This is a genomic window from Saccharothrix sabaoui (assembly GCF_051756985.1).
Taxonomy (GTDB): Bacteria; Actinomycetota; Actinomycetes; order Mycobacteriales; family Pseudonocardiaceae; genus Actinosynnema.
In genome coordinates this window covers 1-23,573 of record NZ_JBPKJK010000138.1, presented here as the reverse complement: position 1 = coordinate 23,573, position 23,573 = coordinate 1, and the positions used below count along the sequence as shown (strand labels likewise).

19 protein-coding genes are annotated in these 23,573 nt (G+C 72.9%); 12 read left to right on the top strand and 7 right to left on the bottom strand.

The genetic code is table 11. The features are described 5' to 3' along the window. Window positions 1-68 precede the first annotated feature (68 nt). From ACR807_RS31915 to ACR807_RS31870, 10 genes are all read left to right on the top strand, one after another. On the top strand, window positions 69-1,169 hold the full coding sequence (locus ACR807_RS31915; protein ID WP_438925181.1) for a hypothetical protein: 1,101 nt from the start codon (window positions 69-71) through the stop codon (window positions 1,167-1,169). 320 nt (window positions 1,170-1,489) lie between these two features. Further along, complete coding sequence (locus tag ACR807_RS31910; protein WP_438925180.1) at window positions 1,490-4,567, top strand: fibronectin type III domain-containing protein; 3,078 nt, start codon at window positions 1,490-1,492, stop codon at window positions 4,565-4,567. A gap of 125 nt (window positions 4,568-4,692) precedes the next feature. After that, window positions 4,693-6,228, top strand: a complete 1,536-nt coding sequence (locus ACR807_RS31905; protein ID WP_438925179.1) for a sensor histidine kinase — start codon at window positions 4,693-4,695, stop codon at window positions 6,226-6,228. Then, window positions 6,216-6,857, top strand: coding sequence for a response regulator transcription factor (locus ACR807_RS31900; RefSeq protein WP_438925178.1), 642 nt, complete (start codon window positions 6,216-6,218; stop codon window positions 6,855-6,857). The genes ACR807_RS31905 and ACR807_RS31900 overlap by 13 nt, the downstream gene beginning before the upstream one ends. Window positions 6,858-6,934: 77 nt before the next feature. Next, window positions 6,935-7,972: a hypothetical protein gene (locus ACR807_RS31895; RefSeq protein WP_438925177.1), complete on the top strand. Its 1,038-nt coding sequence runs from the start codon at window positions 6,935-6,937 to the stop codon at window positions 7,970-7,972. Further along, window positions 7,969-8,745 carry a hypothetical protein gene (locus ACR807_RS31890; RefSeq protein WP_438925176.1) on the top strand — a complete coding sequence of 259 codons (777 nt, stop codon included), beginning with the start codon at window positions 7,969-7,971 and terminating at the stop codon, window positions 8,743-8,745. The genes ACR807_RS31895 and ACR807_RS31890 overlap by 4 nt, the downstream gene beginning before the upstream one ends. Continuing rightward, window positions 8,742-9,086: a hypothetical protein gene (locus ACR807_RS31885; RefSeq protein WP_438925175.1), complete on the top strand. Its 345-nt coding sequence runs from the start codon at window positions 8,742-8,744 to the stop codon at window positions 9,084-9,086. Before ACR807_RS31890 ends, ACR807_RS31885 begins: the two co-directional genes overlap by 4 nt. Then, window positions 9,083-10,204 carry a hypothetical protein gene (locus ACR807_RS31880; protein WP_438925174.1) on the top strand — a complete coding sequence of 374 codons (1,122 nt, stop codon included), beginning with the start codon at window positions 9,083-9,085 and terminating at the stop codon, window positions 10,202-10,204. The genes ACR807_RS31885 and ACR807_RS31880 overlap by 4 nt, the downstream gene beginning before the upstream one ends. 309 nt (window positions 10,205-10,513) lie before the next feature. Further along, the gene (locus tag ACR807_RS31875; protein WP_438925173.1) at window positions 10,514-11,281 is read left to right on the top strand and encodes a bestrophin-like domain; all 768 of its coding nucleotides are present in this window, start codon (window positions 10,514-10,516) and stop codon (window positions 11,279-11,281) included. After that, window positions 11,278-12,399, top strand: a complete 1,122-nt coding sequence (locus ACR807_RS31870) for a DUF6923 family protein (RefSeq protein WP_438925172.1) — start codon at window positions 11,278-11,280, stop codon at window positions 12,397-12,399. The genes ACR807_RS31875 and ACR807_RS31870 overlap by 4 nt, the downstream gene beginning before the upstream one ends. A 45-nt stretch (window positions 12,400-12,444) precedes the next feature. On the opposite strand, the gene urtE is transcribed toward ACR807_RS31870, so the two are convergent. Genes urtE through urtA form a run of 5 tightly spaced genes read right to left on the bottom strand, consistent with a single transcriptional unit; the run spans window position 12,445 to window position 17,059 of the window. Then, on the bottom strand, window positions 12,445-13,140 hold the full coding sequence (gene urtE / locus ACR807_RS31865) for an urea ABC transporter ATP-binding subunit UrtE (RefSeq protein WP_438925182.1): 696 nt from the start codon (window positions 13,138-13,140) through the stop codon (window positions 12,445-12,447). Further along, a complete protein-coding gene (urtD, locus tag ACR807_RS31860; RefSeq protein WP_438925171.1) occupies window positions 13,140-13,889 on the bottom strand; it encodes an urea ABC transporter ATP-binding protein UrtD in 750 nt (249 codons plus the stop codon). Before urtD ends, urtE begins: the two co-directional genes overlap by 1 nt. Then, window positions 13,886-14,944, bottom strand: a complete 1,059-nt coding sequence (gene urtC / locus ACR807_RS31855; RefSeq protein ID WP_438925170.1) for an urea ABC transporter permease subunit UrtC — start codon at window positions 14,942-14,944, stop codon at window positions 13,886-13,888. Before urtC ends, urtD begins: the two co-directional genes overlap by 4 nt. After that, window positions 14,941-15,816, bottom strand: coding sequence for an urea ABC transporter permease subunit UrtB (gene urtB / locus ACR807_RS31850; RefSeq protein WP_438925169.1), 876 nt, complete (start codon window positions 15,814-15,816; stop codon window positions 14,941-14,943). The genes urtC and urtB overlap by 4 nt, the downstream gene beginning before the upstream one ends. A 10-nt stretch (window positions 15,817-15,826) precedes the next feature. Continuing rightward, entirely contained in the window at window positions 15,827-17,059 is a 1,233-nt protein-coding gene (gene urtA / locus ACR807_RS31845) for an urea ABC transporter substrate-binding protein (RefSeq protein WP_438925168.1), read from the bottom strand. Window positions 17,060-17,305: 246 nt separating this feature from the next. Between urtA and ACR807_RS31840 the strand changes: the two genes are divergently transcribed. Then, entirely contained in the window at window positions 17,306-18,439 is a 1,134-nt protein-coding gene (locus tag ACR807_RS31840) for a DUF418 domain-containing protein (RefSeq protein ID WP_438925167.1), read from the top strand. Here ACR807_RS31840 and ACR807_RS31835 read toward each other — a convergent pair. Continuing rightward, the gene (locus tag ACR807_RS31835) at window positions 18,430-18,825 is read right to left on the bottom strand and encodes a nuclear transport factor 2 family protein (RefSeq protein ID WP_438925166.1); all 396 of its coding nucleotides are present in this window, start codon (window positions 18,823-18,825) and stop codon (window positions 18,430-18,432) included. The genes ACR807_RS31840 and ACR807_RS31835 overlap by 10 nt on opposite strands. A 94-nt stretch (window positions 18,826-18,919) precedes the next feature. Here ACR807_RS31835 and ACR807_RS31830 point away from each other — a divergent pair, with 94 nt between their 5' ends. Beyond that, window positions 18,920-19,825: a LysR family transcriptional regulator gene (locus ACR807_RS31830; RefSeq protein WP_438925165.1), complete on the top strand. Its 906-nt coding sequence runs from the start codon at window positions 18,920-18,922 to the stop codon at window positions 19,823-19,825. Window positions 19,826-19,831: 6 nt separating this feature from the next. On the opposite strand, the gene ACR807_RS31825 is transcribed toward ACR807_RS31830, so the two are convergent. Further along, the gene (locus ACR807_RS31825; protein ID WP_438925164.1) at window positions 19,832-23,326 is read right to left on the bottom strand and encodes an NACHT domain-containing protein; all 3,495 of its coding nucleotides are present in this window, start codon (window positions 23,324-23,326) and stop codon (window positions 19,832-19,834) included. Window positions 23,327-23,573 lie beyond the last annotated feature (247 nt).

Here is a 23,573-nt window from a genome sequence, read left to right as displayed (position 1 = left end):
CCGGCGGCGCAACAGTCGGCCGTCCGGCTGCGATGTACCCACCGATCGCACGGCGAAGGGTGGGGCCGATGGAGCGCAGGACCGAGGTCGAGGACCGGCTGCGGCGGCTCGCCGCGGGGTTCACCGGGTACGTGGACGCCTACGACGCGGCGACCCCGTTCACCAGCGCCCAGGCCAAGGCCCACCGGGACGCCATCGCGCTGCGCCGGGCGGCGGGCGGCGCCGAGGCCGCGCTCGACGACCTGGCGTTCGTCGCCTCCCTGCACCGCACCCTGGTCGCCTGGAAGATCGGCACGCGCGGCTCGCGGCTGGTGTCCCCGTCGGAGTTCTTCGAGGCCCTCCAGGTCGCCAAGCCCGACATCCTCGCGCTGGAGCGGTACGCGATCGACGACCGCGACGCGCCCGAGGACGTCGCCGACCGCGTCTGGCGGGTGGTCGAGGGGCTCGGCGTCGTGGTCAACAAGTCGAAGCTGGTCGCGGGCACCAAGACGCTGCACCACGTGCTGCCCGACCTGGTCGTCCCGCTGGACCGGGACTGGACCGGCTCGTTCTTCCGGCTGCACGCCCCGGACTGGCAGTACAACCAGCAGCGCACCTACCGCTGGGTGCACAACCGGTTCGCCGCGCTCGCCCGCCAGGCCAACCCGCAGCAGTACGTGACCGGGCGCGGCTGGCGGACCAGCCGCACGAAGGTCCTCGACAACGCGATGATCGCGTTCTGCCGCCGGCACGGCCGCAACCCGGTGCCGCCCGACGAGCCGGTGCGCGCGGTGTCGTTCTCGGTCGCCGGACCGCCGCCCACTCGCAGCGAGGCGCTGTCCCTGCTCGGTGCCGGCCACCCCCACGTCGACCGGGTGCGCGTGCTGCTGGAAGCCGCGCGCGGCGCGATCACCAAGCAGGGCTTCACGCCCGAGCCGGGCAAGGCCGTCGCGCTCGACCTGGAGGTCCGGGTCGGCCCCGGCACGCGGCCCGCGGACGCGCCCACCGCGCTCGGCGGCGTCGGCGCGGTGCTCCAGGACAAGGCGTCCCGCGGCGGGCTGCCGCACCTGGCCGACCTCGCGTCGGTGTGGCTGTTCCGGTACGGGCACCAGCTCAAGCAGGTCTCCTACCGCGAGGTCGAGGGCGCGGACACCGGCTACACCGTGAGCGTGCGCGTCATCGACGTCTGACCGGCGACGTCCGACCGGCGACGTCCGACCGGTTTTGTCAGGCGCATACGAAGTGTTGTCCAGGAAAGCGCTTGCCTTTGACAACAACCAATTGCGTACATCTCCGCTCCGATCGACCTCGACTGTCTCATCGGTGCAGGTGGCGGACGTTGCGATTATCCATAATTGACAATTTCGACCGTTGTTCCACACCGTTCATGCCGCACCCTTGCGCGCCTGCTGCGACGTGGTTAATTTCCCCTGTGCGGTAATTCCGCGACCCGCTCTCGCCCTGCCCCCTATTTTTCTGACGTGCCCCCGGCGTCAGGGAGGACGTTCCCGTGAGACGCAGAAGACAAGCCCGCCGGCTGACGGGGCTCGGCGCGGTCGCCACCGCCGCCGCGGTCGTCGCCGGCCTCGTGACCGGCACGGGCACCGGCTCCGCCGCGCCGGGTGAGCTGACCCAGACCTACGCCTGCCCGCTGCCCCTGATCGGCCCGCAGGACGTCACCGTCGAGATCGCGGTCGCGAACCAGCCCGCGTCGATCGCCGCGGGGACGTTCACGCCCGCCCTCGACATCACCGCGGTGTCCAACGCCGGGGCGACCTCCACCCAGGCCCTGCGGCTGGTGGGCGCGGAGACCATCCGGGGCTTCGCCCGCGCCACGTCGGAGGTCACCTCGCCCGGCGGCCAGGGCACGCAGGCCGTGCGGGTCACCACCGACGTGCCCGAGCAGCCCATCCCGGCGGTCGGGAACGACCTCGTGCTCGACGCCGTGGGCAGCGCGCCGGGCCTGCGGTTCGACGAGCCCGGCACGGCCACCGTCGAGGTGACCGACCTGGTGCTGGAGATGACCCCGCTGCGGGCCGACGGCACCCCGACCGAGCTCGGCACGTTCGTCGCCGACTGCACCCCGGCCGCGGGACAGGACACCGTGCTCCAGGCGTACGAGGTCACCGGTGCGGCGGTCGCGCCCGAGACGCCCGCCGGGGTCGGCTCCACGCCGCCGCTGCGGCAGACCTACACCTGCCCGTTCCCGCTGATCGGGAACCAGGCCGTCACCGTCGACATCGACACCGACGCGTTGCCGGCCGAGATCCCGGTGGGCGCGTTCACGCCGCCGATCGGGATCACCGCGGTGTCCAACGCCGGGCCGACCTCGACGCAGGGGTTGCGGCTGGTGGGCGCGGAGACCATCCAGGGCACGGCGGTGGCGGCCTCGCTCGTCGACGCGCCGCAGGGGCACCTGGCCGTGGCGGTGGCGACGGGTGTGCCGAACCAGCCGATCCCGCTCAGCGGCGACCTGATCGTCGACGCCGCCGGGTCGGCGCCCGCGCTCCGGTTCGACCAGCCGGGCACCGCGACGGTCTCGGTGCACGACCTCGTGCTCACCCTGACCCCGCTCAGGGCGGACGGCACGCCCACGGGCCTCGGCACGTTCGTCGCGGACTGCACGCCGACCGCCGGCCAGCGCACGGTCCTGCACACCTTCACCGTCACGCCCGCCGCCGACACCGAGGTGCCCTCCGCGCCGTCCGGCCTGACCGCCGGGGACACCACGCAGACCAGCGTGCCCCTGTCCTGGACCGCGGCCACGGACAACATCGGCGTCACCGCCTACGAATTGTTCAACAATTCCACATTGGTCACCACCGTCACCGGCACCTCGACCACGGTGGACGGCCTGGCGGCGGACACCGAATACACCTTCACCGTGGTCGCGCTGGACGCGGCGGGCAACCGCTCGACACCCAGCGCCCCGGTCACCGCCCGCACCAAAGCCGTGCCCGACACCCAAGCGCCCACCACGCCGGCGAACCTCACCGCGACCGCCGTCACCCAGACCGGCGCCACCCTGAGCTGGTCGGCGGCAAGCGACAACACCGGCGTGACCGCCTATGAATTGTTCAACAATTCCACATTGGTCACCACCGTCACCGACACCACCGCGACCGTCACCGGCCTGAGCGCGGACACCGAGTACACCTTCGCGGTCGTCGCGGTCGACGCGGCGGGCAACCGGTCCGCCGCGAGCGCGCCGGCGGTGGTGCGTACACCCGCCGCACCCGACACCGAAAGCCCGAGCACCCCGGCCAACCTCCGGTCCACCGGCGCCTCGGCGTCGAGCATCGGCCTGGCGTGGGATGCCTCGTCCGACAACATCGGCGTGTCAACATACGAATTGTTCAACAATTCCACACTGATAACGACCACCGCGAGCACCGCGGCGACGGCGGAGGGCCTGGCGCCGGACGCCGAGTACACGTTCACCGTCGTGGCGCTGGACGCGGCGGGCAACCGCTCGGCGGCCGGCGCGCCCGTCACCGCGCGCACCGAGACCGCGCCGGACACCGAGGGTCCGTCCACGCCGACCGGTCTCACCGCGTCCGGCGCGACCCAGTCCAGCGTGACCCTCGCCTGGGTCGCGTCGACCGACGACGTCGGCGTCACCGGGTACGACGTCTACCGCGGGACCGTGTTCGCGAAGAGCGTCGAGGGCACCTCGGCGGTGGTCGACGGCCTCGCCGCCGGCACCGAGTACACCTTCACGGTGGTGGCGAAGGACGCGGCCGGCAACCGTTCGGCGGCCGGCGCCGAGGTCACCGCCCGCACCGCGGACGCGCCCGACACCCAGGCGCCCAGCACGCCGAGCGCCCTGCGCTCGACCGCGCAGACCCAGACCACCGTCGACCTGGCCTGGGACGCCTCGTCCGACAACGTCGCCGTGTCAACGTATGAATTGTTCAACAATTCTACCTTAATGGCGACTGTCCCAGGCACGACGGCGACGATCGAAGGGCTGACCGCCGACACCGGGTACTCGTTCTCGGTGGTGGCGGTGGACGCGGCGGGGAACCGGTCCGGTGCCAGTGCGGCGGTGGTCGTGCGCACCAAGCCGGACGCCGGTCCGCCGGTCGTCCGCTACGGCTACGGGCTCTCCGGCACCACGGGGATCAAGGCGGCCGGCGGCTCCGTCGCGCTGAAAGGCGGCATCGACGCGGCGCTCGACCTGTCCACCGGCGCGTTCGACGCCGACCTGCGCCTCGACCCGACCACCGGCAGGTTCACCCTCTTCCGGTTCGTACCGGTGAAGGTGAAGATCGAGTTCGTGCAGGCGGCCAGGACCACCGGCACCCTGACCGGCGGCGTGCTGAGGTCCACCTCCACCGCGACGGTGACACTGCCGCACGTCTCGGTGCTGGGCATCCCGGTCAGCACCGGCCGGAACTGCGGGACCACGACCCCGGCGTCGATCCCGCTGGAGTCGGGACCCGGCTTCGACCCGCTCGCGGGCGGCACGCTGACGGGCACCTACACCCTGCCCCCGCTCAAGGGCTGCGGACCGCTGACCCCCCTGATCAGCGCCCTCACCTCCGGGCCGGGCAACACCATCGAGGTGGAACTGGCCCCGCGCTGACGCCCGGACGACCCGCCGCGAGCGGCGGCGAATGGCGAACGGCGGCGAGCGGTGGCGAATGGCGAACGGCGGCGAGCGGTGGCGAACGGCGGCGCGCCACCCCCGCCCGCCGCTACGTTGGCACCATGCTGCTGCAGTCCGCGATCATCGCGGTGGGCGCGGTCTACGTGGTCGCCGGTGTCATCAGCCGCCGGGTGCAGCCGCGCAACCGGATCGGCGTGCTCCTGGTCCTCATCGGCGTGTGCTGGGCGCTGGACTACGCGACGGTCGTCACCGGCCCGCTGCCCGTGCTGCTGGCGGCGAAGGTCTGGCCCGCCGTCCTGGGCCACGCGGTCGTCGCGTTCCCCACCGGACGGCTGCGCACCGTCCCCCGCCGGGTCGTGGTCGCCGCCGGGTACGCCGAGGCGGTCGCGCTCACCGTCGCCCTCCACTACTGCGCGGACCTCCCGTGGGGAGCGGCGCTGCTGGACTGGGAGGTGCAGGCGACCGCCGTCATCGGCTTCTGCATGCTGGCCCTCCAGGTGCACCGCTGGACGGTGAGCAGCCTGGCCCAGCGCCGCACGCTCACCGCCGTGCTGGGTGCGAGCGTCGTGGCCGTCGTCGTGTTCGCGATGTGGGAACCCGTCGAGCGCGCCGGCCTGGACCCGCCCGTCGTGGCGCTGATCCTCGCGCTCGGCGGCATCCCCCTCGCCTACCTGGCGGGCCTGCTGCGGCGGCGCGTGGACCGCGGCGGCGTGGCCGACCTGGTGGTGCGGCTCAGCGGCGACAGCAGGCACGCCGACGTGCAGGAGGCGCTGGCCGCCGCCCTGTCCGACCCGGGCCTGCGGGTCGCCTACTGGGTGGCCGGGCAGGAGCGGTACGTCGACGCCGGCGGGCGGCCGGTCGCGCCGGACGGCGCGCACACCAGGGTCGACCGGGGCGGCACGCCGGTCGCGGTCGTGCTGCACGACCCTGGGCTGGACGTGGAACTGGTGGACGCCGCGTGCGCCGCCCTCGGCCTGGCGCTGGAGAACGAGCGGCTCACCGCGGAGCTGCGCGCGAAGGTGCGGCAGCTCGCCGAGTCCCGCGCGCGGCTCGTCATGGCGGGCGAGGACGAGCGGCGGCGGCTGGAGCGCGACCTGCACGACGGCGTGCAGCAGCGGCTGCTCAGCGCGGCGATGACGCTCGGCCTGGCGGAGACCGTGCCGCCGGACCGGAGCCGGGAGCTGGCCGCCGAGGCGAAGCAGGCGGTCCTCGCGACGATCGACGACGTGCGCGCGGTGTGCCACGGCATCCACCCGCCGGTGCTGACCGAACGGGGCCTGCACGGCGCGGTGCGCGAGCTGACCGCGTGGGCCGACCCCAGGCCGGAGCTGGTGCTGGACCTGCCGGACGACGTGCCGCCGCAGGTGGAGACGACGGCCTACTACGTGGTGGCCGAGGCGCTGGCGAACGTCGCCAAGCACGCCGAGGCGTCCCGCACGACGGTGGCGATCACCGTGACCGGCGGGCTGCTGGAGGTGCGCGTGGACGACGACGGGCGCGGCGGGGCGGACCCGGGCGGGGGCACGGGGCTGCGCGGCCTGGGCGACCGGGTCGAGGCGAACGGGGGGACGATGAGGGTGGTCAGCGAGGTCGACGCCGGCACGAGCGTGCGGGTGGTGCTGCCGTGCGGGTCGTGATCGCGGAGGACTCGACGCTGCTGCGCGAGGGCCTGACGAGGCTGCTCGCCGAGGCGGGGTTCGAGGTCGTGGCGGCCGTCGAGGACGCGCCCGCGCTGCTCGCCGAGGTCGACCGGCACCGGCCGGACGTGGCCGTGGTGGACATCAGGATGCCGCCGACGCACACCGACGAGGGGTTGCGCGCCGCCCTGGCGCTGCGCCGTCGGCACCCGGCGACCGGCGTGCTGGTGCTGTCCCAGTACGTCCGGGTCAGCTACGCCGCCGAACTGCTGGACGCGGGCGCGGACGGCGTCGGCTACCTGCTCAAGGACCGGGTGTCGGACCTGGCCGAGTTCACCGCGGCGGTCCGGCGCGTCGGGGCGGGCGGCTCGGCGTTCGACCCGGCGGTGGTGGGCAGGCTGCTGGTGCGCCGCCGCGACGACAGCGAGGGCCGGCTCACCGACCGCGAGCGCGCAGTGCTGGCGCTCATGGCGGAGGGCCGCACGAACCAGGCCATCGCGCAGCGGCTGTTCATCGCCGAGCGGACCGTGGAGAAGCACTGCACCAGCATCTTCACCAAGCTGGACCTGACCGCGAGCCCGCACGACCACCGGCGCGTGCTGGCCGTCCTGAGGTACCTGAACGCGTGACGTGGTGCGGGAAACCGCACCACGGGGTGGTGGTGGCACGATTCCGCGCACCCGCCGGCGCGCGCGAGGCTGGGGCCATGCTGACAGTCGAAGCGCCGGTGGGGGCGCGTCCGCGCGCGGACTACCGCACGGACCTGATCACGGTGCTGCTGGGGACCTGGTTCTCGGCCGGCCTGTTCCTCGACGCCTGGGCGCACTCGAACGTGCCCGAGCTGGAGTCCTTCTTCACGCCGTGGCACGCGGTGTTCTACTCGGGGTTCGCGGCGACCGGTGCGTGGATCTGCTGGGTGGTGTGGCGCAACCACCAGGCCGGGGCGCGAGGGCTCGCCGCGGTCCCGGTGGGGTACGGGCCGGCGGTGGTGGCGCTGCCGATCTTCGCGGTCTGCGGCGCGGGCGACTACCTGTGGCACACGTTCCTCGGCATCGAGCAGGGCATCGACATCCTGTTCAGCCCGACGCACCTGGGCCTCATCTCCTCCATGATCATGATCCTGACGACGCCGCTGCGCACCGCGTGGGCCGACCGGGACCTGGTCGCGCCGACGTTCACCCGCTTCCTGCCCGCCGCGCTGGCGCTGGCGTTCACCGCGTCGCTGGTGCTGCTGTTCGCCCAGTACGCCGACGCCACCGTCTACTCGGCCGAGCGGGTCGTCGAGGCCTTCTCGTTCGACAAGGCCGACGGCGGCTCGGGCCCCGCGAACCGGCTCGCCGCCTCGATCCTGGTCACCAACCTGGTCCTGCTGCTGCCGCTGCTGCTGGCGGCCCGCCGGTTCCGGCTGCCGTTCGGCACGGCCACGCTGCTGGCGGTCGTCGTGATGTCGCTCAGCACGGCCGTCGCGAACTACGAGAACCTGAGCACCGCAGTCGGGTTCGTGCTCGCGGGCCTGGTGGTCGACGTGCTGCTGGTCCGGCTGCGGCCCGCCGAGGACCGGCTCCGCGAGTACCGCCTCTTCGCCGCGCTGGCCGCGTTCACCACGTGGGCGCTGTACTTCGCGGCCGCGGCGATCTCCCACGGGTCGGTGCCGACCATCACCGAGATGTGGACCGGAGCGCCGATCGTGGCCGCGCTGCACGGCCTGCTGATGGCCGTCGTGCTGGTCCCGTCGCGGCGGTGAGGCCCGTCCTCCTCGTCGTCGCGCTGCTGCTCGCCACCGCCACCCCGGCGCACGCCCACGCGGGCGGCCTGACCCCGCAGGACCACCTGAGCCGGGTCACCGCGATCGACCCGCCGCTGCCCGGCGTCACCGCCCGCACCGTCAACCACGGCACGCAGCTGGAGGTCCACAACGGCGGCGGCGCGCCGGTCGAGGTCGCCGGGCACGTGGTGCGGCCGGGGGAGACGCACCGGTTCCGCGACGAGCGCACGACCGCCCCGACCTGGGAGGTCCCGATCGGCGCGTCCGCCATCCGCGGCCGGGTCGACACCGAACCCGGGCCGAACCCGGTGTGGTGGCTGCTCGCCTGCCTGGCGCTCGCGGTCGGCGGCTGGGCGCTGGGCAGGCGGCGGCACCTGCTCGCGGCGGGCGTCGTCGTGGTGACCGGCGCGCACGCGTGGCACGCCGTCGGCTCGACCCTCGCGGTCACCGGCGGGTCCTTCGCGCCCCTGCTGCTCGGCGCGAGCGGCGTCGGGCTGGTGGCGTGGCCGCTCGCGGTGCTCGCCGTCGTGGCGGCGGTGCGGCGCAGGCCCGCCACCGCGTTCGTGGCCGCCGTGGTCGGCGCGATGCTCGTGGTGGCGGGCCTTCCCGACCTCGACAGCTTCCGCTTCTCCCAGCTGCCGTTCGCGGGTCCGGCCGACCTGGACCGGCTGCTGGTGGCACTGGTGCTCGGCGGCGGCCTCGGGCTCGCGGCGGGCGGTTTCGACCACATGAGAAGGGAGACGGCCCGGTGACCCGCGTCCTGCTGCTGTCCCTGTTGTCCTCGCTGTCCCTGTCGGTCCTCGCGGGGTGCGCCCCCGAGCCGGCGGCGCCGGCCGCGCCGTCCGCGCCGCTGGTGCTGGAGCTGTCCGTCGACCGGGCGTCACCGCGGCGGGTGGAGGCGGTGCGCGGGCAGGCCGTGGAGCTGACCGTCACCAGCGACGAGCCGGTGGACGTGCACGTGCACGGCGTCGACGTGCTCGCCAAGGCGGAGAAGGGGAAGGACGCCCGGCTGGAGTTCACCGTGGACGAACCCGGCACGTACGACGTGGAGGCCCACCCCGACACGCTGCTGGTGCAGCTGGTGGTGCGGTGACCGCGCTCGCCCACGGCGTCGGCGCGCGGCACGACCTGCCGCTGCCCCTGGACCTGGTGCTCCAGGGCGCGGCGGTCGCGCTGCTCGCCTCGTTCCTCGCGCTCGGCCTGCTGTGGACGTCGCCGAGGTTCACGCCCGCCGAACCCGGGCCCGGTGGACCCGCGCCCGCCGAACCGGGACCGGGCCGCGCGTGGTGGCCGGTGCGGGCGCTGGTGGCGGTCGGCCTGCTGTTCGTGCCCGCGGCGGCGTGGCCGCACCTGGTGTTCGTGCTGCTGTGGGTCGGCGTGCCGGTGCTGTCGGCGCTGGTGGGTCCGGTGTGGAGGGTGCTCAACCCGCTGCGCCTGGTCCTGCTCGTGACCCGCGACCGCCCCTACCCCGAACGGCTCGGGCACTGGCCCGCCGCGCTCGGCCTGCTCGTGTTCACCTGGGTCGAGCTGGTCGAACCGCGCGCCCTGCCGTGGTTCCTCGTCGCGCACGCGGCGGTGAACCTGGCCGGCGGCTTCGCGTTCGGCCGCGCCTGGTTCGAGCGCGCCGACGGGTTCGAGGTGTTCTCCACGCTGCTGGGCGGGTTGTCCCCGCTGCGCGGCAACCCGTTCCGCGCGCTCGCCGCCACGCCCGTGCGCCCCGGGCTGGTGGCCGTGGTCGCGGTGCTGCTGGGCTCGACCGCGTTCGACGGCCTGGGCTCGGCCCCGGAGTGGGAGCGGCTCGGCGTGCCCGACGCGCTCGGGCTGGTGGCGGCGGTCGGCCTGGTCGCGGGCAGCTACCTGCTGGCCTGCCGGGCGTTCGGCGGGGAGCTGGCGCACTCGCTCGTGCCGATCGTCGCCGGCTACGTGGTGGCGCACTACTTCTCGCTGCTCGTCGTGGAGGGGCAGCGCGCGGTCGCGCTGCTCGTCGGCGCGGGGGGCTTCACCCCGGCCACCGCGCTCGCCGCGCCCGTCGTGGTGGCGTCGGTGCAGGTGGGCGCGGTGCTGGCCGGGCACCTGCTGGCCGTGGTGTCCGCGCACGACCGGGCGCTGCGGCTGCTGCCGGTGCAGCGGCACCTCACCGGCCAGGTGCCGCTGCTCGTGCTGATGGTGGGGTACACGTCCGGGGGACTCGCGCTGTTGTTCGCGGGGTGAGCGCGCATGATGGGGGAGGAGGCCCCGCGGATTCCGCGAGCATTGTTCGCTTGTCCGCCGGGCACCCTCAGTGGTGACGAGGATGACCCCAACGATGTAACCCGGTGGTCCGACCGGATGCTTCTGTCCGCATTCCTGCGGACCAATCACACCCGTCCGGGTGACGTAGTCCGACGTCGTCACCTGACCGTCTGGTGTTGGGCAGCACAAGGATGAACGGCCTTGTCCGCGCTGTGAACTGATCACTACGTTTCGTAGCGTGGAATTGGCGCACCTGTGGAAAGCGTTCCGGAATGCGAGAGGGCGTACATGAGCATCTACCTCACAGGTCTGCTGTGGGTGGGTGGCGCGGTCGTCGTCACGGCACTGCTCGCCTTCCTGATCCGCAAGTACGGCGTCGACGACGACGAGGCCCGCGACGCCAACAACGAGGCGTCCGGCAACGTCTTCACGATCGTCGCCGGCCTGCACGCGGTGCTGGTGGCGTTCATCCTCATCGCCCTGTTCGACACGGTCGCGGACGCCGAGGAGGCCTCCTACCGCGAGGCGGACGGCCTGGTCGCCGCCACCTGGGCGGGCGAGGCCCTCTCGCCCGAGATCGGCGACGAGGTCCGGTCCCTCTCGCGCGCCTACTCCATCACGGTGATCAACGACGAGTGGCCCGCCATGCGCGAGGGCGAGGAGGCGTCGAGCACCGGCTGGGACCAGCTCGACCGGCTGCGCAAGGTCGTCGCCGACGCCCCCGCGGACGACTCGTGGCGCGCCGACCGCAAGACCGAGGCGGCCAACCAGCTGTGGGAGGTCTACCAGGCCCGGCAGGAGCGCCTGGACGCGGCGAGCGGCGGGGTCAGCGCGGTCATGTGGTTCGTGCTGGGCATCGGCACGGTCCTCGCCGTGTTCCTGCCCCTGCTGTTCGGCAGCGGCCGGAAGATGCGCACGCACATCATCATCACCTGCACCCTGGCGGCCACGCTCACGCTGCTGCTCTACGCCACCTACCAGCTCCAGAACCCGTTCGCCGGCGGCGCGGACGTGACCCCGGAGGCGTTCCAGGCCGCTGTGGCGCGGTTCGAATGATCGAGCTCCTCGCCCAGGTCGCCTGCACCACCATCCAGGTGGAGGCGAACCACGGCCCGTCCTCGGTGCTCCAGGTGACGTTCCCCGAGGGCACCACGACCGGCCTGGGCGTGCTCGACCGCCGGCTCAACGCGATCGGCTACTCCCACGCGCAGAACCTCGTGTACGGCGTGGACGACGACGGCAGGCTGGTCGCCCTCGACCGCTCCGGCCGCCTCGTCGGCACGCCGTCGCGCCCCTCGCCCCTGCTGCGGCACGCGAAGGCGGGCGCCGTGGTCGGCGAGCGGCTCGTGGTGCGCGTCGGGCACGCGCTGTTCTCGGTGGGCATCACGCCCGGCCCCCGGTTCGGGAAGGTCGTGCACGAGGCGGTGATGTGGCCCGCCGCCGCGGTCACGGTCGACGACTTCGACCTCAACGCCGCGGACGGCCTGCTCTACGGGGTGGCGACCCACTGGTACGGCCACGGCGTCGTGGTCACGATCGACCCGGACAGCGGCCGGGTGCGCAAGGTCCCCGGCGTCGGCCACCTGCCCGGCGGCCACGGCTACGGCGCGGTGACGCTGAGCCCGGACGGCTCCCTGTACGCCACGAACAACCGGCACGACGGCCGCAGCACCCTCTACCGGGTGGCGCTGGACGGCTCGGGCGTGGTCACCGAGATCTCGTCGCGGCAGACGCTGCGGACCATCGACTCGTCCGGCTGCCTGTTCGTGCCGCCGCCCGCCGTGGACCCGCCCGACCCCACGCCGGAACCGACCCCGGGACCGACCCCCGGTCCCGGGCCGATCCCCGGACCCGCGCCGACCACCACCGTCCCGCCACCGGGACCGCAACCCGTCGTGCCGCCGCCCCCCGGTTCCCCGCCCCCCGGTTCCCCGCGGCCGGGTTCCCCGCCGCCCGCGACCACGCCCGTCCCGCCCCCGCCCGCCACGACGGCCGGACCCACGCCCACGCCACCCCGGCCCACCACCGTGCGGATGCCGGAGCGGCACGGCGGCGCGGTCGCCGTGGAGGACAACACGGTGCGCGACCAGCGCCGGTGGGGGCTGGTCGCGCTCCTGCTGATCCTGGGCATGGGCGCCGCCGCCGGGAGCGCCACGGCCCGCCGCCCGCGCTGACCGACCGCGCCGGCCGCCGCCCGCGTCCGGCACCCCCGGCGCGCGCTACACGGCCAGCATCCGCCGCACCTCCTCGTCGTGCAGCTCGGCGGCGGTGCCGGCGCGCACGACCTCGCCCGCGTCCAGCACCACGAACCCGTCCGCCAGCCGCAGCGCGAAGTCGAGGTACTGCTCCACCAGCAGCACGGTCATCCCGGCCTCGCGGTGCAGCCGCTCGATCGCGGCCTCGATCTCGTCGATCACGTTGGGCTGCACGCCCTCGGTCGGCTCGTCGAGCAGCAGCAGGCGGGGCCGGGTGACCAGCGCCCGCGCGATGGCGAGCTGCTGCCGCTGACCGCCGGACAGGAACCCGGCGGGGCGCTTGAAGAACTGCTTGAGCGCCGGGAACACGGCCAGCGCGTCGTCCACGGCCCCCGGGTCGCGGTGCGCGGTCGCCTCCAGCGTCACCTGGAGGTTCTCCCACACCGTGAGCTGCGGGAACGACACGTGCCCCTGCGGCACGCACGCCACGCCCCGGCGCACCCGCTGGTGCGTGGGCAGGCGCGTGACGTCCTCGCCGTCCAGCTCGACCCGGCCCGCCGAGGGCGCCAGCGTGCCCATGACGGTCTTGAGCAGCGTCGTCTTGCCCACGCCGTTGCGGCCCATCACGCACACCAGCGACCCGGCAGGCACCTCCAGCCCCACGCCGAACAGCACCCGCGCCCGCCCGTAGGCGACGTCCACACCGGACACCGAGAGCATCACGTCACCGCCTCCCCCTTGGCCCGCCCGAGGTACACCGCGCGCACCTCGGGGTCGTCCCGCACCTCGGCCACCGAGCCCTCGCGCAGCACGCGACCCTGGTGCAGCACGGTCACGCGCCGCGCGTACCGGCGCAGGAACTCCATGTCGTGCTCCACCACGACGACGGTGTGCGTCGCGGCGATCCGGTTCAGCAGCTCGCCGGTGCGCTCCCGCTCCGACCTGCTCATGCCCGCCACGGGTTCGTCGAGCAGCAGCAGCCTCGGCCGCTGCACGAGCAGCATCCCGATCTCCAGCCACTGCCGCTGCCCGTGCGACAGCACCCCGGCGGGCTTGTCGGCCAACGCGGTCAGGCCGGTCGCCCCCAGCGCCTCGGCCACCTCGTCCGACACGCCCCGCCGCCGCTTGAGCAGCGACCGCAGCGGCATCCGGAAGCTGCCCGCGAGGTCCAGGTTCTCCACCACGGTCAGCTCCTCGAACACGGCGGCGGTCTGGAACGTGCGGCCCACGCCCATCCGCACGACCTGGTGCTCGCGCCGCCCCACCAGCTCCTCGCCGCCGAACCGCACGCTGCCCGCCGCGGGTTTGGTGAGCCCGGTGACGACGTCGATCAGCGTGGTCTTGCCCGCGCCGTTGGGGCCGATGAGGAACCGCAGCTCGCCCTCCTCGACGGTGAGGTCCAGCCCGTCGACCGCGGCGAACCCGTCGAACACCACGCGCAGCCCGCGCACCTCCAGCAGGGCCGTCACACGACCACCTCCTCGCGGGGCCGGGTCGTCCCGGGCGAGCGCCGGAACCGGTCGCGCACCGACCCGACGACCCCGGCCAGGCCCTTCGGCGCGAACACCAGGACGAGCACGAACAGCCCGCCCTGGAGGTACAGCCAGCCCTCGGCGAAGTCCTCGCTGAACACCGTCTTGGCGTAGTTGACGGCGATGGCGCCCGCGATGGCCCCGGCCAGCACGAACCGCCCGCCGACCGCGACGCCGATCAGCAGCTCCAGCGACGGCACGACGCCGAGCAGCGCGGGGGAGATGATGCCCACCACCGGCACGAACAGCGCGCCCGCGATGCCGGCCACCACCGCCGAGGCGGTGAACGTGATCGTCTTGACCACGGCCGGGTCGTAGCCGAGGAACCGCACCCGGTCCTCGCCGTCGCGCACGGCCACCAGCAGCCGGCCGAACCGGCTGCGCACCAGCAGCTTCGCCAGCAGGAACACCGCGCCGAGCACGGCGGCGGTGATCGCGTACACGGCGCGCTGCCCGTTCGGGTCGGTCAGGTCCAGGGCGAAGAAACCGGTGAAGTTCGTCATCCCGTTGGTGCCGCCGGTCAGGCCCTGCTGCCCGACCAGCAGGATGACGAACGCGGCGGCCAGCGCCTGCGACAGGATCGCGAAGTACGCGCCGCGCACCCGCTGCCGGAACACCAGCAGCCCCAGCAGGAACGCCACCAGCCCCGGCACCAGCACGACGGCGGCCAGCGCGAACACCGGGTTGGCGAACGGCGCCCACAGCGCGGGCAGCTCCTCGACCCCGCTCCACACCATGAAGTCCGGCAGCCCGGCGGACCCGGCCTCCTGGAGCTTGAGGTGCATCGCCATGGCGTAGCCGCCGAGGCCGAAGAACACGCCCTGCCCGAGCACGAGCATCCCGCCCTGGCCCCAGGCCAGCGCGATGCCGACCGCGACGATCGCGAAGCACAGGTACTTCGCGAGCAGCCCGAGGCGGAACGGCGAGAGCGTGAACGGCGCCAGCGCCAGCAGCGCGACGCACACGACCAGTGAGACCCGTCCCCACGTCATACCAGCGTCCTCCCGCGCAGCACGAACATGCCCTGCGGCCGGACCTGGAGGAACGCGATGACCGCCACCAGCACCAGCACCTTGGCCAGGCTTGCGTCGGTCCAGAACTCCAGGTAGCTGTTCAGGAAACCGAGCGCGACGGCGGCCAGCACCGCGCCCCGCAGCTGCCCGAGCCCGCCCGCCACGACGACCAGGAACGCGTCGACTATGTAGAACGTGCCCAGGCTCGGCCCGACCGGTCCGACGAGCGTCAGCGCGACGCCCGCGACCCCGGCCAGGCCGGAGCCGAGCAGGAACGTGAACCGGTCGACCCGCCCGGTGGCGATGCCGCTGTACGCGGCCAGCTCCCTGTCCTGCACCACCGCCCGCATCCGCCGCCCCTGCGGCAGCCTGGTCAGGTAGAACCACACCGCCACCACGCACAGCGCCGCCAGCGCGATGGTGAAGACCCTGTTCCACGGCAGCCGCACGCCCAGCACGTCGGCGCCGCCGACCAGCCAGGCCGGCGCGGTGACCTGCACGTTGGGCGCGCCGAACAGGTCGCGGGCCAGTTGCTGGAGGACGAGGCTGACGCCCCACGTGAGCAGCAGCGTGTCCAGCGGCCTGCCGTAGAACCTCCTGATCAGCGACCACTCCAGCAGCAGCCCCATCAGCCCGGCGACGGCGAAGGCCACCGGGAGCGCGAGGAGGAACGACTGCGACGTGAGCCCCTGGAGCAGGTACGCGGTGTACGCGCCCGCCATGATGAACTCGCCGTGCGCCATGTTGATCACGCCCATCTGGCCGAACGTGAACGTCAGGCCCAGGGCGATGAGCAGCAGCACGGCGGCGATGCCCAGCCCGATGGGGAGCTGGTTGGCCAGTGCCTCCACGCGTCCCCCCTCAGCCCAGGCCGCCGGCCCAGTCGTAGCCCTTGAGGTAGGGGTCCGGTTCGATCGGCGCGTCGGACGCCCACACCTCCTCGATCTGCCCGTCCGGCCGCACGACGCCGATGCGCGCGGTCTTGGCCACGTGCTGGTTGTCGCCGTCGATGGTGGTGGTGCCCTCGGGCGCCTCGATCGAGATGCCGCCGGCGGCCTTGCGCACCGCCTCGACCTCGGTGGTGCCGGCCTTCTTCACCGCCGCCGCCCACAGGTGCACGGCGTTGTAGCCGGCCTCCATCGGGTCGGAGGTCACCTTGTCCGCGCCGTACTTCGCCTTGAACGCCTTGACGAACGCCTCGTTCGCCGGGGTCGCCGTGGTCTGGTAGTAGTTCCACGCGACGAGGTGGCCCGCGACGTTCTCCGGGCCGATGCCCCTGACCTCCTCCTCGGCGACGCTCACCGACACGACCGGCGTGGTGTCGGGCGTGATGCCGGACCCGCGCAGCTGCTTGAAGAACGCCACGTTGCTGTCGCCGTTGAGGGTGTTGAAGACCGCGTCCGGCTCGGCGTCGGCGATCTTGTTGACCAGCGTGGAGTACTCCGTGTGCCCCAGCGGCGTGTACTCCTCGCCGAGCACCTCGATGCCCTTGGCCGCCGCGTACGCCTTGATGATCTTGTTGGCGGTGCGCGGGAACACGTAGTCGCTGCCGACCAGGAACATCCGCTTCCTGCCCTGCGCCGCCAGGTAGTCCAGCGCGGGCACGATCTGCTGGTTCGTCGTCGCGCCGGTGTAGAAGATGTAGGGCGAGCTCTCCAGGCCCTCGTACTGCACCGGGTACCACAGCAGCGCCTTGTTGCGCTCGAACACCGGGAGCATCGCCTTGCGGCTGGCGGAGGTCCACCCGCCGAACACCGCGGCCACCCGGTCCTGCGAGATGAGCTTCTGCGCCTTCTCCGCGAACGTGGGCCAGTCGGACGCGCCGTCCTCGGTCACCGGGACCAGCTTCTCGCCCAGGACGCCACCCGCGGCGTTGATCTCCTCGATCGCCAGCAGCTCGGCGTCGCGGACGGTCACCTCGCTGATCGCCATCGTGCCGCTGAGGGAGTGCAGGACGCCGACCTTGATCCCGTCACCGGCCGCCTGCCCGTCCCGGCCCGGCTCGTCGACGCAGGCCGTGGTGAGCAGGACGGGCAGCAGGAGGGCGATCAGACCGCGCTGGAGACTTCTGCGCTGGACGTTCGTGGGACGCACCGGCGGCTCCTTTCGGCTGGTGGAACCGCCGAAGCTAGGAACCGCGTGTTGCGTGGCCGGCGCGCCTGGTTACGTTCACGTGGCCAGGTCCGCACAGCGCCCCGGCCGTGACCGTCTCGTTGTCGCACAGGGGCTTTCCGGCCCTGTCGTCCACCGGGTGGACCGTGAAACTCCTCCGAAGGTACGACCCGCGCCGACGCCGACGGCCGACGCCCCGCCCGTGCCCGCCGACCTACTTTTCGTCGTATGAGCGGACGAATCGCGGCACTGGACGTCCTGCGCGGGGTGGCGATCCTGGGAACCTTCGGCACGAACGTGTGGGTGTTCGCCAACCCCGGCGGACCGACCGGGTTCCTGACCATGATGAACAACTCCGGCATCGACGGCGGCGCGCTGCTGCGCGCGCTGTCGAACGGCAAGTTCCTCGGCCTGCTGTCGATCATGTTCGGCATCGGCCTGGCGATCCAGCACCGGTCGGCCGTGCGGCACGGCCGCCGCTGGCCCGGCTGGTACCTGTGGCGCTCGGCGCTGCTGCTGGTCGAAGGGCTGCTGCACTACCTGCTGATCTTCGAGTTCGACGTGCTCGCGTTCTACGCGGTGGTGTCGGTGGCGGTGGCGTTCCTCGTCGCCCGGCGCACCGCGACGCGCTGGATGATCGGCGTGGGCGTCCTGCACGTGGCGCTCGTCGGCCTGTTCACGCTGGGCCTGCTGCTCAACGGCGGGGCCGAGGCCGCCGACCCGGGCTCCGCGCTGCCGCTCGACAGCTGGTGGGGCATGGTGCAGGACCGGGTCGAGCACTTCGCCGCCTTCCGCGCCGAGGGCGTCTTCGTGCTGCCGCTGAGCACCGTGCTGTTCCTGGCGGGCGCCGCGCTGTTCCGCGCCGGCGCGCTGGAGGACTCGGAGCGCGGCCTGAGCCTCCAGCGGCGGCTGGTGGCCTGGGGCCTGGGCGTCGGCGTGCCGCTGAACGTGGTCACCGCCCTGTCCGGCCCGACCTGGTTCCTCGTGGACCGCTACCTGTGCGCGCCGCTGGTGTCGTTCGGCCTGCTCGGCGGCATCACCTGGCTGGTCAACCGGATGCGCGCCGAGCAGGGCCCCCTGCGCGCCGGCCTGAGCGCCGTCGGCCGCACCGCGCTGACCTGCTACATCGGCCAGAACCTGATCGCGTCGCTGCTGTGCTACCCGTGGGCGCTGGGCCTGTCGACGCGCTTCTCCGGCCCCTGGTTCACCGCCGCCGTGTGGGCGTCCGTCTCGGCCCTGCTGGTGCTGGGCGCGACGTGGTGGACGCGCCGGTTCGAGCGCGGCCCGGTGGAGGCGCTGTGGGACCGGTTCTACCGGGCACCGCAACGCCTCGTCCGGCGCACTCCCGCGGGTCAGCCGTAGCGGTGGTCGAAGTACTCGTCGGCCGCGTGCTGGTCCTGCGCGAAGTTGACCGCCTCGACGATCTTCCCGTCCACGACGCGGAACGCCAGCGCCCAGGTGATGTCCAGGCCCTCCGGCTCGGTGCTCCACCCGCGGTGCAGGTCGACCACCCAGTCGCCGTCCGCGGCCAGGAAGATCGGGTCGGCCTTGAACCCGGCCTTCGCCAGCTGCCCGAAGAACTCCAGCACCTCGTCCGGACCCGACTTCGTCCCGGACAGCGGGTGGCGGCCGGGGATCGTCCACCGGATGTCGTCGGCGAAGAACGCCGCCAACGCCGACGTGTCACCCGAGGCGTAGGCCCGGTAGTACTGGCGGATCAACTCCACGTTGGGGTGGTCCTGCGACACCGCTGGTCCTCTTCTCGTCTCACGACAACTCGCCGGTCGACCCAACCAGTGGTCGCTCACACCGGTCCAATACCCGTGGCCATACCCTCTGGGCATGAGTCCCCTCGACGTGGACACGCGGGTGCTGCGGTACTTCGTGGCCGTGGCGGACCGCCTGAGCTTCACCGCGGCGGCCCGCGACCTGTACGTCTCGCAACCCGCGTTGAGCAGGCAGATCAGGCAGCTGGAAGAGGACCTGGGCGCCGAGCTCTTCGTCCGCACCGGCCGCGAGATACGCCTGACCGGCGCCGGGACCGAGATGCTCCCCCTCGCCCGCCAGGTCGTGGAGGCGTGGCAGGAGACCACCCGCGTGGTCCGCTCCGCGGCGGCGGCCGAGCTGAACGTCGTGCGCGTCGGCTTCGTCGCCTCGGGCGGCGGCAGCGTGGCCCGGCGGGCGCGGGCGGCGTTCGCCGAGCACCACCCCGAGGTCACGATCGACCCGAAGCGCTTCGACTGGGGCGGTGAGCCCGACGCCCTGCGGCAGGGCCTGGTCGACGTGGCGTTCGTCTGGCTGCCGGCCGACGTGACCGGCCTGCGCTGCCACGTGGTCGCCACCGAGGACCGCTACGTGGCCCTCTCCCGGGACCACCGCCTCACCGCCCAGGAGTCGGTGAGCATCACCGACCTGGCCGACGAACCGCTCATGTGGACCCGCAAGGCACCGAAGGAGTGGGTCGACTGGTGGGCGGTCAACCCGCGCCCCGACGGCCGCGAACCCGTGTGGGGACCGGAGAACGACAACGTCGAGGAGATGCTGGAGCAGGTGGCGACCGGGACGGCCGTGTGCATCGGCCCCGAGTCGATGGCCCTGTACTACGCGCACCCCGACCTGGCGTGGCGGCGGATCACCGACGTCGAGCCGCTGCGCATCGCGGTGGCCTGGATGCCGGAGGCGGCGAGCCCCGTGGTGCAGGCGTTCGTGGAGGCGACGGTGCGGTTGGCGAGCCGGGTCGTGGGCTGACGCCCGTCAACCGGCCGGCCGCGACTCCAGGGCCAGCTCACGCAGCACCTCCGTGGCCGACGGCAGGTCGGGCGGGCAGTTCTTGCCCTGGGCTTCGAGGTAATGGGCGGCGAATTTCATCAAACGATCCTCGGGTGATCGCGTACCCACATCGGCCCACCGGAACCTCTCGAAGAGCTTGAAGAACTGAACGGGAGCGATCTGTCGCCAGAAGCTGCCCGGCAGCCTGAACATGCTGCTGAGCAGAGGTCCGTCGAACGCCCAAGCACTCGTGGCTGGATCGACCAGGTAGTCGATCATCATGGGGGACGCGTAGCCGTGGTTCACGCCGATCGCGGCGTTGTGCCTCGCGACCTGCTCCAGCGCGCGGATCAGGTGGTCGAGCCCGAGGTGGTCACGTCCGACACGCGTGCGCGCCAGTCGAGCTGTGATGAGGCTCGGCAGCGCGTCATCCGGAGCGTCGTCGAGTTGACCGATGATTTTGACCAGAAGCTGCCGGTCATCCAACAGGTGGGGGTGTGCGCAGAGAGCGGAGATGATTTCAAACAGGTCTTGGCGCTGTGCGACCGCGTGTCCTACGACCCGGACCACCAGGCTGTTGGGAAGGCGCCACGCCTCCCGGGACACCGACCTGATGAACGCATCCCATGATCCGCTGTTCAAGTGCGTGCCGGTATCGAGCGCGTTGACGACCTCTTCGAGAAGTCCGAGGTCGTAGGGCAGCACGTGGCGGGCGCCCCCCATCCCCGAGGTGAGCATCAGCCACTCGGCCAGTTGGGACAGCAACTCCTGCTCGTCGGCGTGCGCGGTGGTGTCCGGGCCGATGAAATCACCCAGCCGGTTGGTGCCTTCCAACAGGCCGTCGCCGAGGAGTTGCGCCTCCTCGATGTAAGGGGAGGCGTGCACCGAGGCAGCTCGCCGGACCAGGTGGTGCACGCCATCCCGCAGGTCGAGCCGGAGGGACTTGCGGAGGGCTTGCCAGCCCTCCGGGTCCACTCCCGCCTGCCAGAGGCGCACCGTGGCACGCCACTCCGCCAGGTCCTCCTCCAACGGCACCGGACCCCCGGTCAGGAAGACCCGCAGGCAGATCAGGTTCGCCGAGTAGGTGGCCACCCGTGACACCAGGGTCGCCCCGGACGGCGAGTAGTCCGGGTAACTGCCCCGCTCGGCCTGCTCGTGCGCGCCCTTTGTAAGATTGTTCAACAATTCTAGGATGTCGTCGCGCACTTCCGGCTCCAGCCGGGCGAACAGGCCGACCGTGAAGTCCAGCACCGGCTTCCGCTTCACCAGTACTTGGTGCGACAGGAACGCGAGCAGCAGGTCCTCCTCTTCCGTGACCCGCTTCCGCACGGGCCGCGAGGTCCGCGACGGTGCCCGCGACCGCACCGCCACCGCGTCCACCAGCAGGTTCAGCGTCACCTCCGCGATGAGGTACTCGCCGAACGTGGCGTGCAGGAACTCGTAGGTGCGGCGACCGGCCCCCGCCTCGGCGCCCGCCCCGTCGTTCATCCTCGCCGAGTGGATGAAGAAGAAGTCCTCCACCACGCGGTCGGCGGCGGTGAGCGGCGTGTCGAAGCCGGTCCGCTCCACCGGGTCGGCCGGCGCGAAGACGCCCAGGTCGTGCGCCAGGTCCTCGTCGGAGACGTACTGGTGGCCCCGGTTGAACATGGCCAGGGCGGCGACGCTCAGCTGCCAGCGGCTCTGCTCGGCCTTCGCGGCCACGTGGTCCTCCGGCGGCTGCACGGGCCCCTTGTCGCGGGCCTGGCGGCGCACGAACGAGGTGATCAGGCGTTCGTACAGCTGGGCCTGGGACAGGTCCTCGTCCAGCGGCGGGTTCTCGGGGTCCGCGGCGTAGAGGACGAGCATGAGCAGGATCAGCGGCTGCCGCGCGAAGCCGCCGTGCCGCAGCAGCTGGGCCGGTTCGAGCCGGCGCAGGCCGGGGGTCGCGGCGTTGGCCTCGTGCCACGCGCCGAGCCACCGGTCGACGCGCGCGTCGTCGAACTCCTCCAGCTTGACGATCGGCGTGCCGTGCGGGACACCCGCCCGGTCCGAGCCCATGACCAGCGGCCGGGAGGTGATGACGACGGCGACGGGGCGACCGGTGTCGGCCTGCTGCTCCTGGAACTCGCGGACCAGCTCGACGTACCTGGACTGGACGACGCCGCTGGCCTGCACCAGCTCGTCGAAGCCGTCCAGCAGCACGACCCGGATGCTGTCCGCGCACTCGTCGGCGAGCCGGCCCCACTCGACCCGCTCGGCGAGCTGGTCGGACAGGGCGGTCTCGATCTGCTTGTGCACGGCCTCCTCGGCGCGGACCTTGCGCAGCGGCACGGTGACCACGGTGAAGCCGCGGGCGGGCAGGCGGGCGGCGAGGACGGCCATCAGCAGGGACTTGCCCGCGCCGGGGTGCCCGAGGACCAGCAGGGGACGGGTGGTGCTCTCCGGCCCGGCCAGGTGGGCGGCGAGGAACGCGTCGAGGTCCTCGCGCGCGGTGGTGTGCTCGGCCCACCACTCCTCCGAGGAGGGCACGGTGTCCTCGTGGTGCACGACCAGGCGGTAGGCCGGCGTGACGAACCCGCGTTCGACCGTGGGGAAGGACACGGCCAGGGACGACGTGCCGGTGTCGCCGCGCAGCAGCGGCTTGCCCAGCGCGGCCCCGGCGGCGGCCTCCAGCTTCGCGCGGCACGAGCGGGCGGGGTCGAGCGGTCCGGGCGCGGTCAGCGACAGCAGGTGGGAGAAGCGCTCCAGCGATTCCGCCCGGAACCCGGCCAGTTCCTCGCCCAGCCGGGCGTTGCCCGCAGTCAGGGCCGTGCGCGTCGCGCCGTGCTCGCCGAGGAAGGCCCAGATCCGGAACTCCGGGATCGCGGCGGCCAGGCCCAGGTAGTGGTGGGTGTACCGCTCGCGGCTGCCGTTCGCCACGGCGCGGCGCAGTTCGCCGCCGTCACGCCCGGCGGACAGGGACGCCCAGGCGTCCAGGCCGGCCAGGAAGTCGGCCACCAGGTCGGTCGCCGCGGCGAGGAACCGGCCGAGTCCCCCCTCCAGGTTCTCGGTGAAACCACGGGTCGCGTCCGGCGCGGGCACCTCCAGCGAGGTCAGGGCGGGGAGGGCGGTAACCTCCTTCTTGCCGCCGGGTTCCGCGCCCAGCGAGCGGAACTTCTCGCGGTCCGTCACGTCGAGCAGGTCGAGCCGAGGCCCGACCTCGTCGCGGAACGCGTCGAACACCGAGGTCACCGCGATGATCGTGTGCGCGGCGGCGACGAGTTCCTGCCGCCGCACACCGGTCAGGCCCGTGAGCCTGTCGGTGATGCCGTCCAGGACCTTGCGGACCGACGCCGTCGCCTCGTTCTTCGGGTCGACCAGGCTCAGCACGTCCGGCTCGGCCGCGCCGCCGACCAGGATGCCCAGGCCGAGGAACACGTCCGCCCTGTCCAGCCACGGCCGCTCGTGCCTGCCGAGCACGCGCAGCGCGCCTTCGTACGAGAACAGGTCCGGTCGGGGCATCCGGCCATGATCGGCCAGGCGGGCTGGGAGCGCACCGCAGTTCGCGGGTCCGCGAGCATCGCCGTCGGGGTGTGGCCGACGTGCGCGCGGACGGTGCGGGTCAGGTGGACCTGGTCGGCGAACCCGAGGTCTGCCGCGAGACCCGCGAGGTCGGGTTCGCCGTTCTCCACGCGTTCCTCGTCGTGCGGGACTGACGCGCGAGCGCCCCACGGTCACGTCGGCGACCCGGTCGGTCGACACCCACGCG

What these genes read in the sequence shown, in the direction of transcription:
- ACR807_RS31915 (WP_438925181.1), top strand. Translation starts at nt 69, where the DNA reads ATGGAGCGCAGGACCGAGGTCGAGGACCGGCTGCGGCGGCTCGCCGCG.
- ACR807_RS31905 (WP_438925179.1), top strand. Translation starts at nt 4,693, where the DNA reads ATGCTGCTGCAGTCCGCGATCATCGCGGTGGGCGCGGTCTACGTGGTC.
- ACR807_RS31895 (WP_438925177.1), top strand. Translation starts at nt 6,935, where the DNA reads ATGCTGACAGTCGAAGCGCCGGTGGGGGCGCGTCCGCGCGCGGACTAC.
- ACR807_RS31875 (WP_438925173.1), top strand. Translation starts at nt 10,514, where the DNA reads ATGAGCATCTACCTCACAGGTCTGCTGTGGGTGGGTGGCGCGGTCGTC.
- ACR807_RS31870 (WP_438925172.1), top strand. Translation starts at nt 11,278, where the DNA reads ATGATCGAGCTCCTCGCCCAGGTCGCCTGCACCACCATCCAGGTGGAG.
- urtE (WP_438925182.1), bottom strand. Translation starts at nt 13,140, where the DNA reads ATGCTCTCGGTGTCCGGTGTGGACGTCGCCTACGGGCGGGCGCGGGTG.
- urtC (WP_438925170.1), bottom strand. Translation starts at nt 14,944, where the DNA reads ATGACGTGGGGACGGGTCTCACTGGTCGTGTGCGTCGCGCTGCTGGCG.
- ACR807_RS31840 (WP_438925167.1), top strand. Translation starts at nt 17,306, where the DNA reads ATGAGCGGACGAATCGCGGCACTGGACGTCCTGCGCGGGGTGGCGATC.
- ACR807_RS31830 (WP_438925165.1), top strand. Translation starts at nt 18,920, where the DNA reads ATGAGTCCCCTCGACGTGGACACGCGGGTGCTGCGGTACTTCGTGGCC.
- ACR807_RS31825 (WP_438925164.1), bottom strand. Translation starts at nt 23,326, where the DNA reads ATGCCCCGACCGGACCTGTTCTCGTACGAAGGCGCGCTGCGCGTGCTC.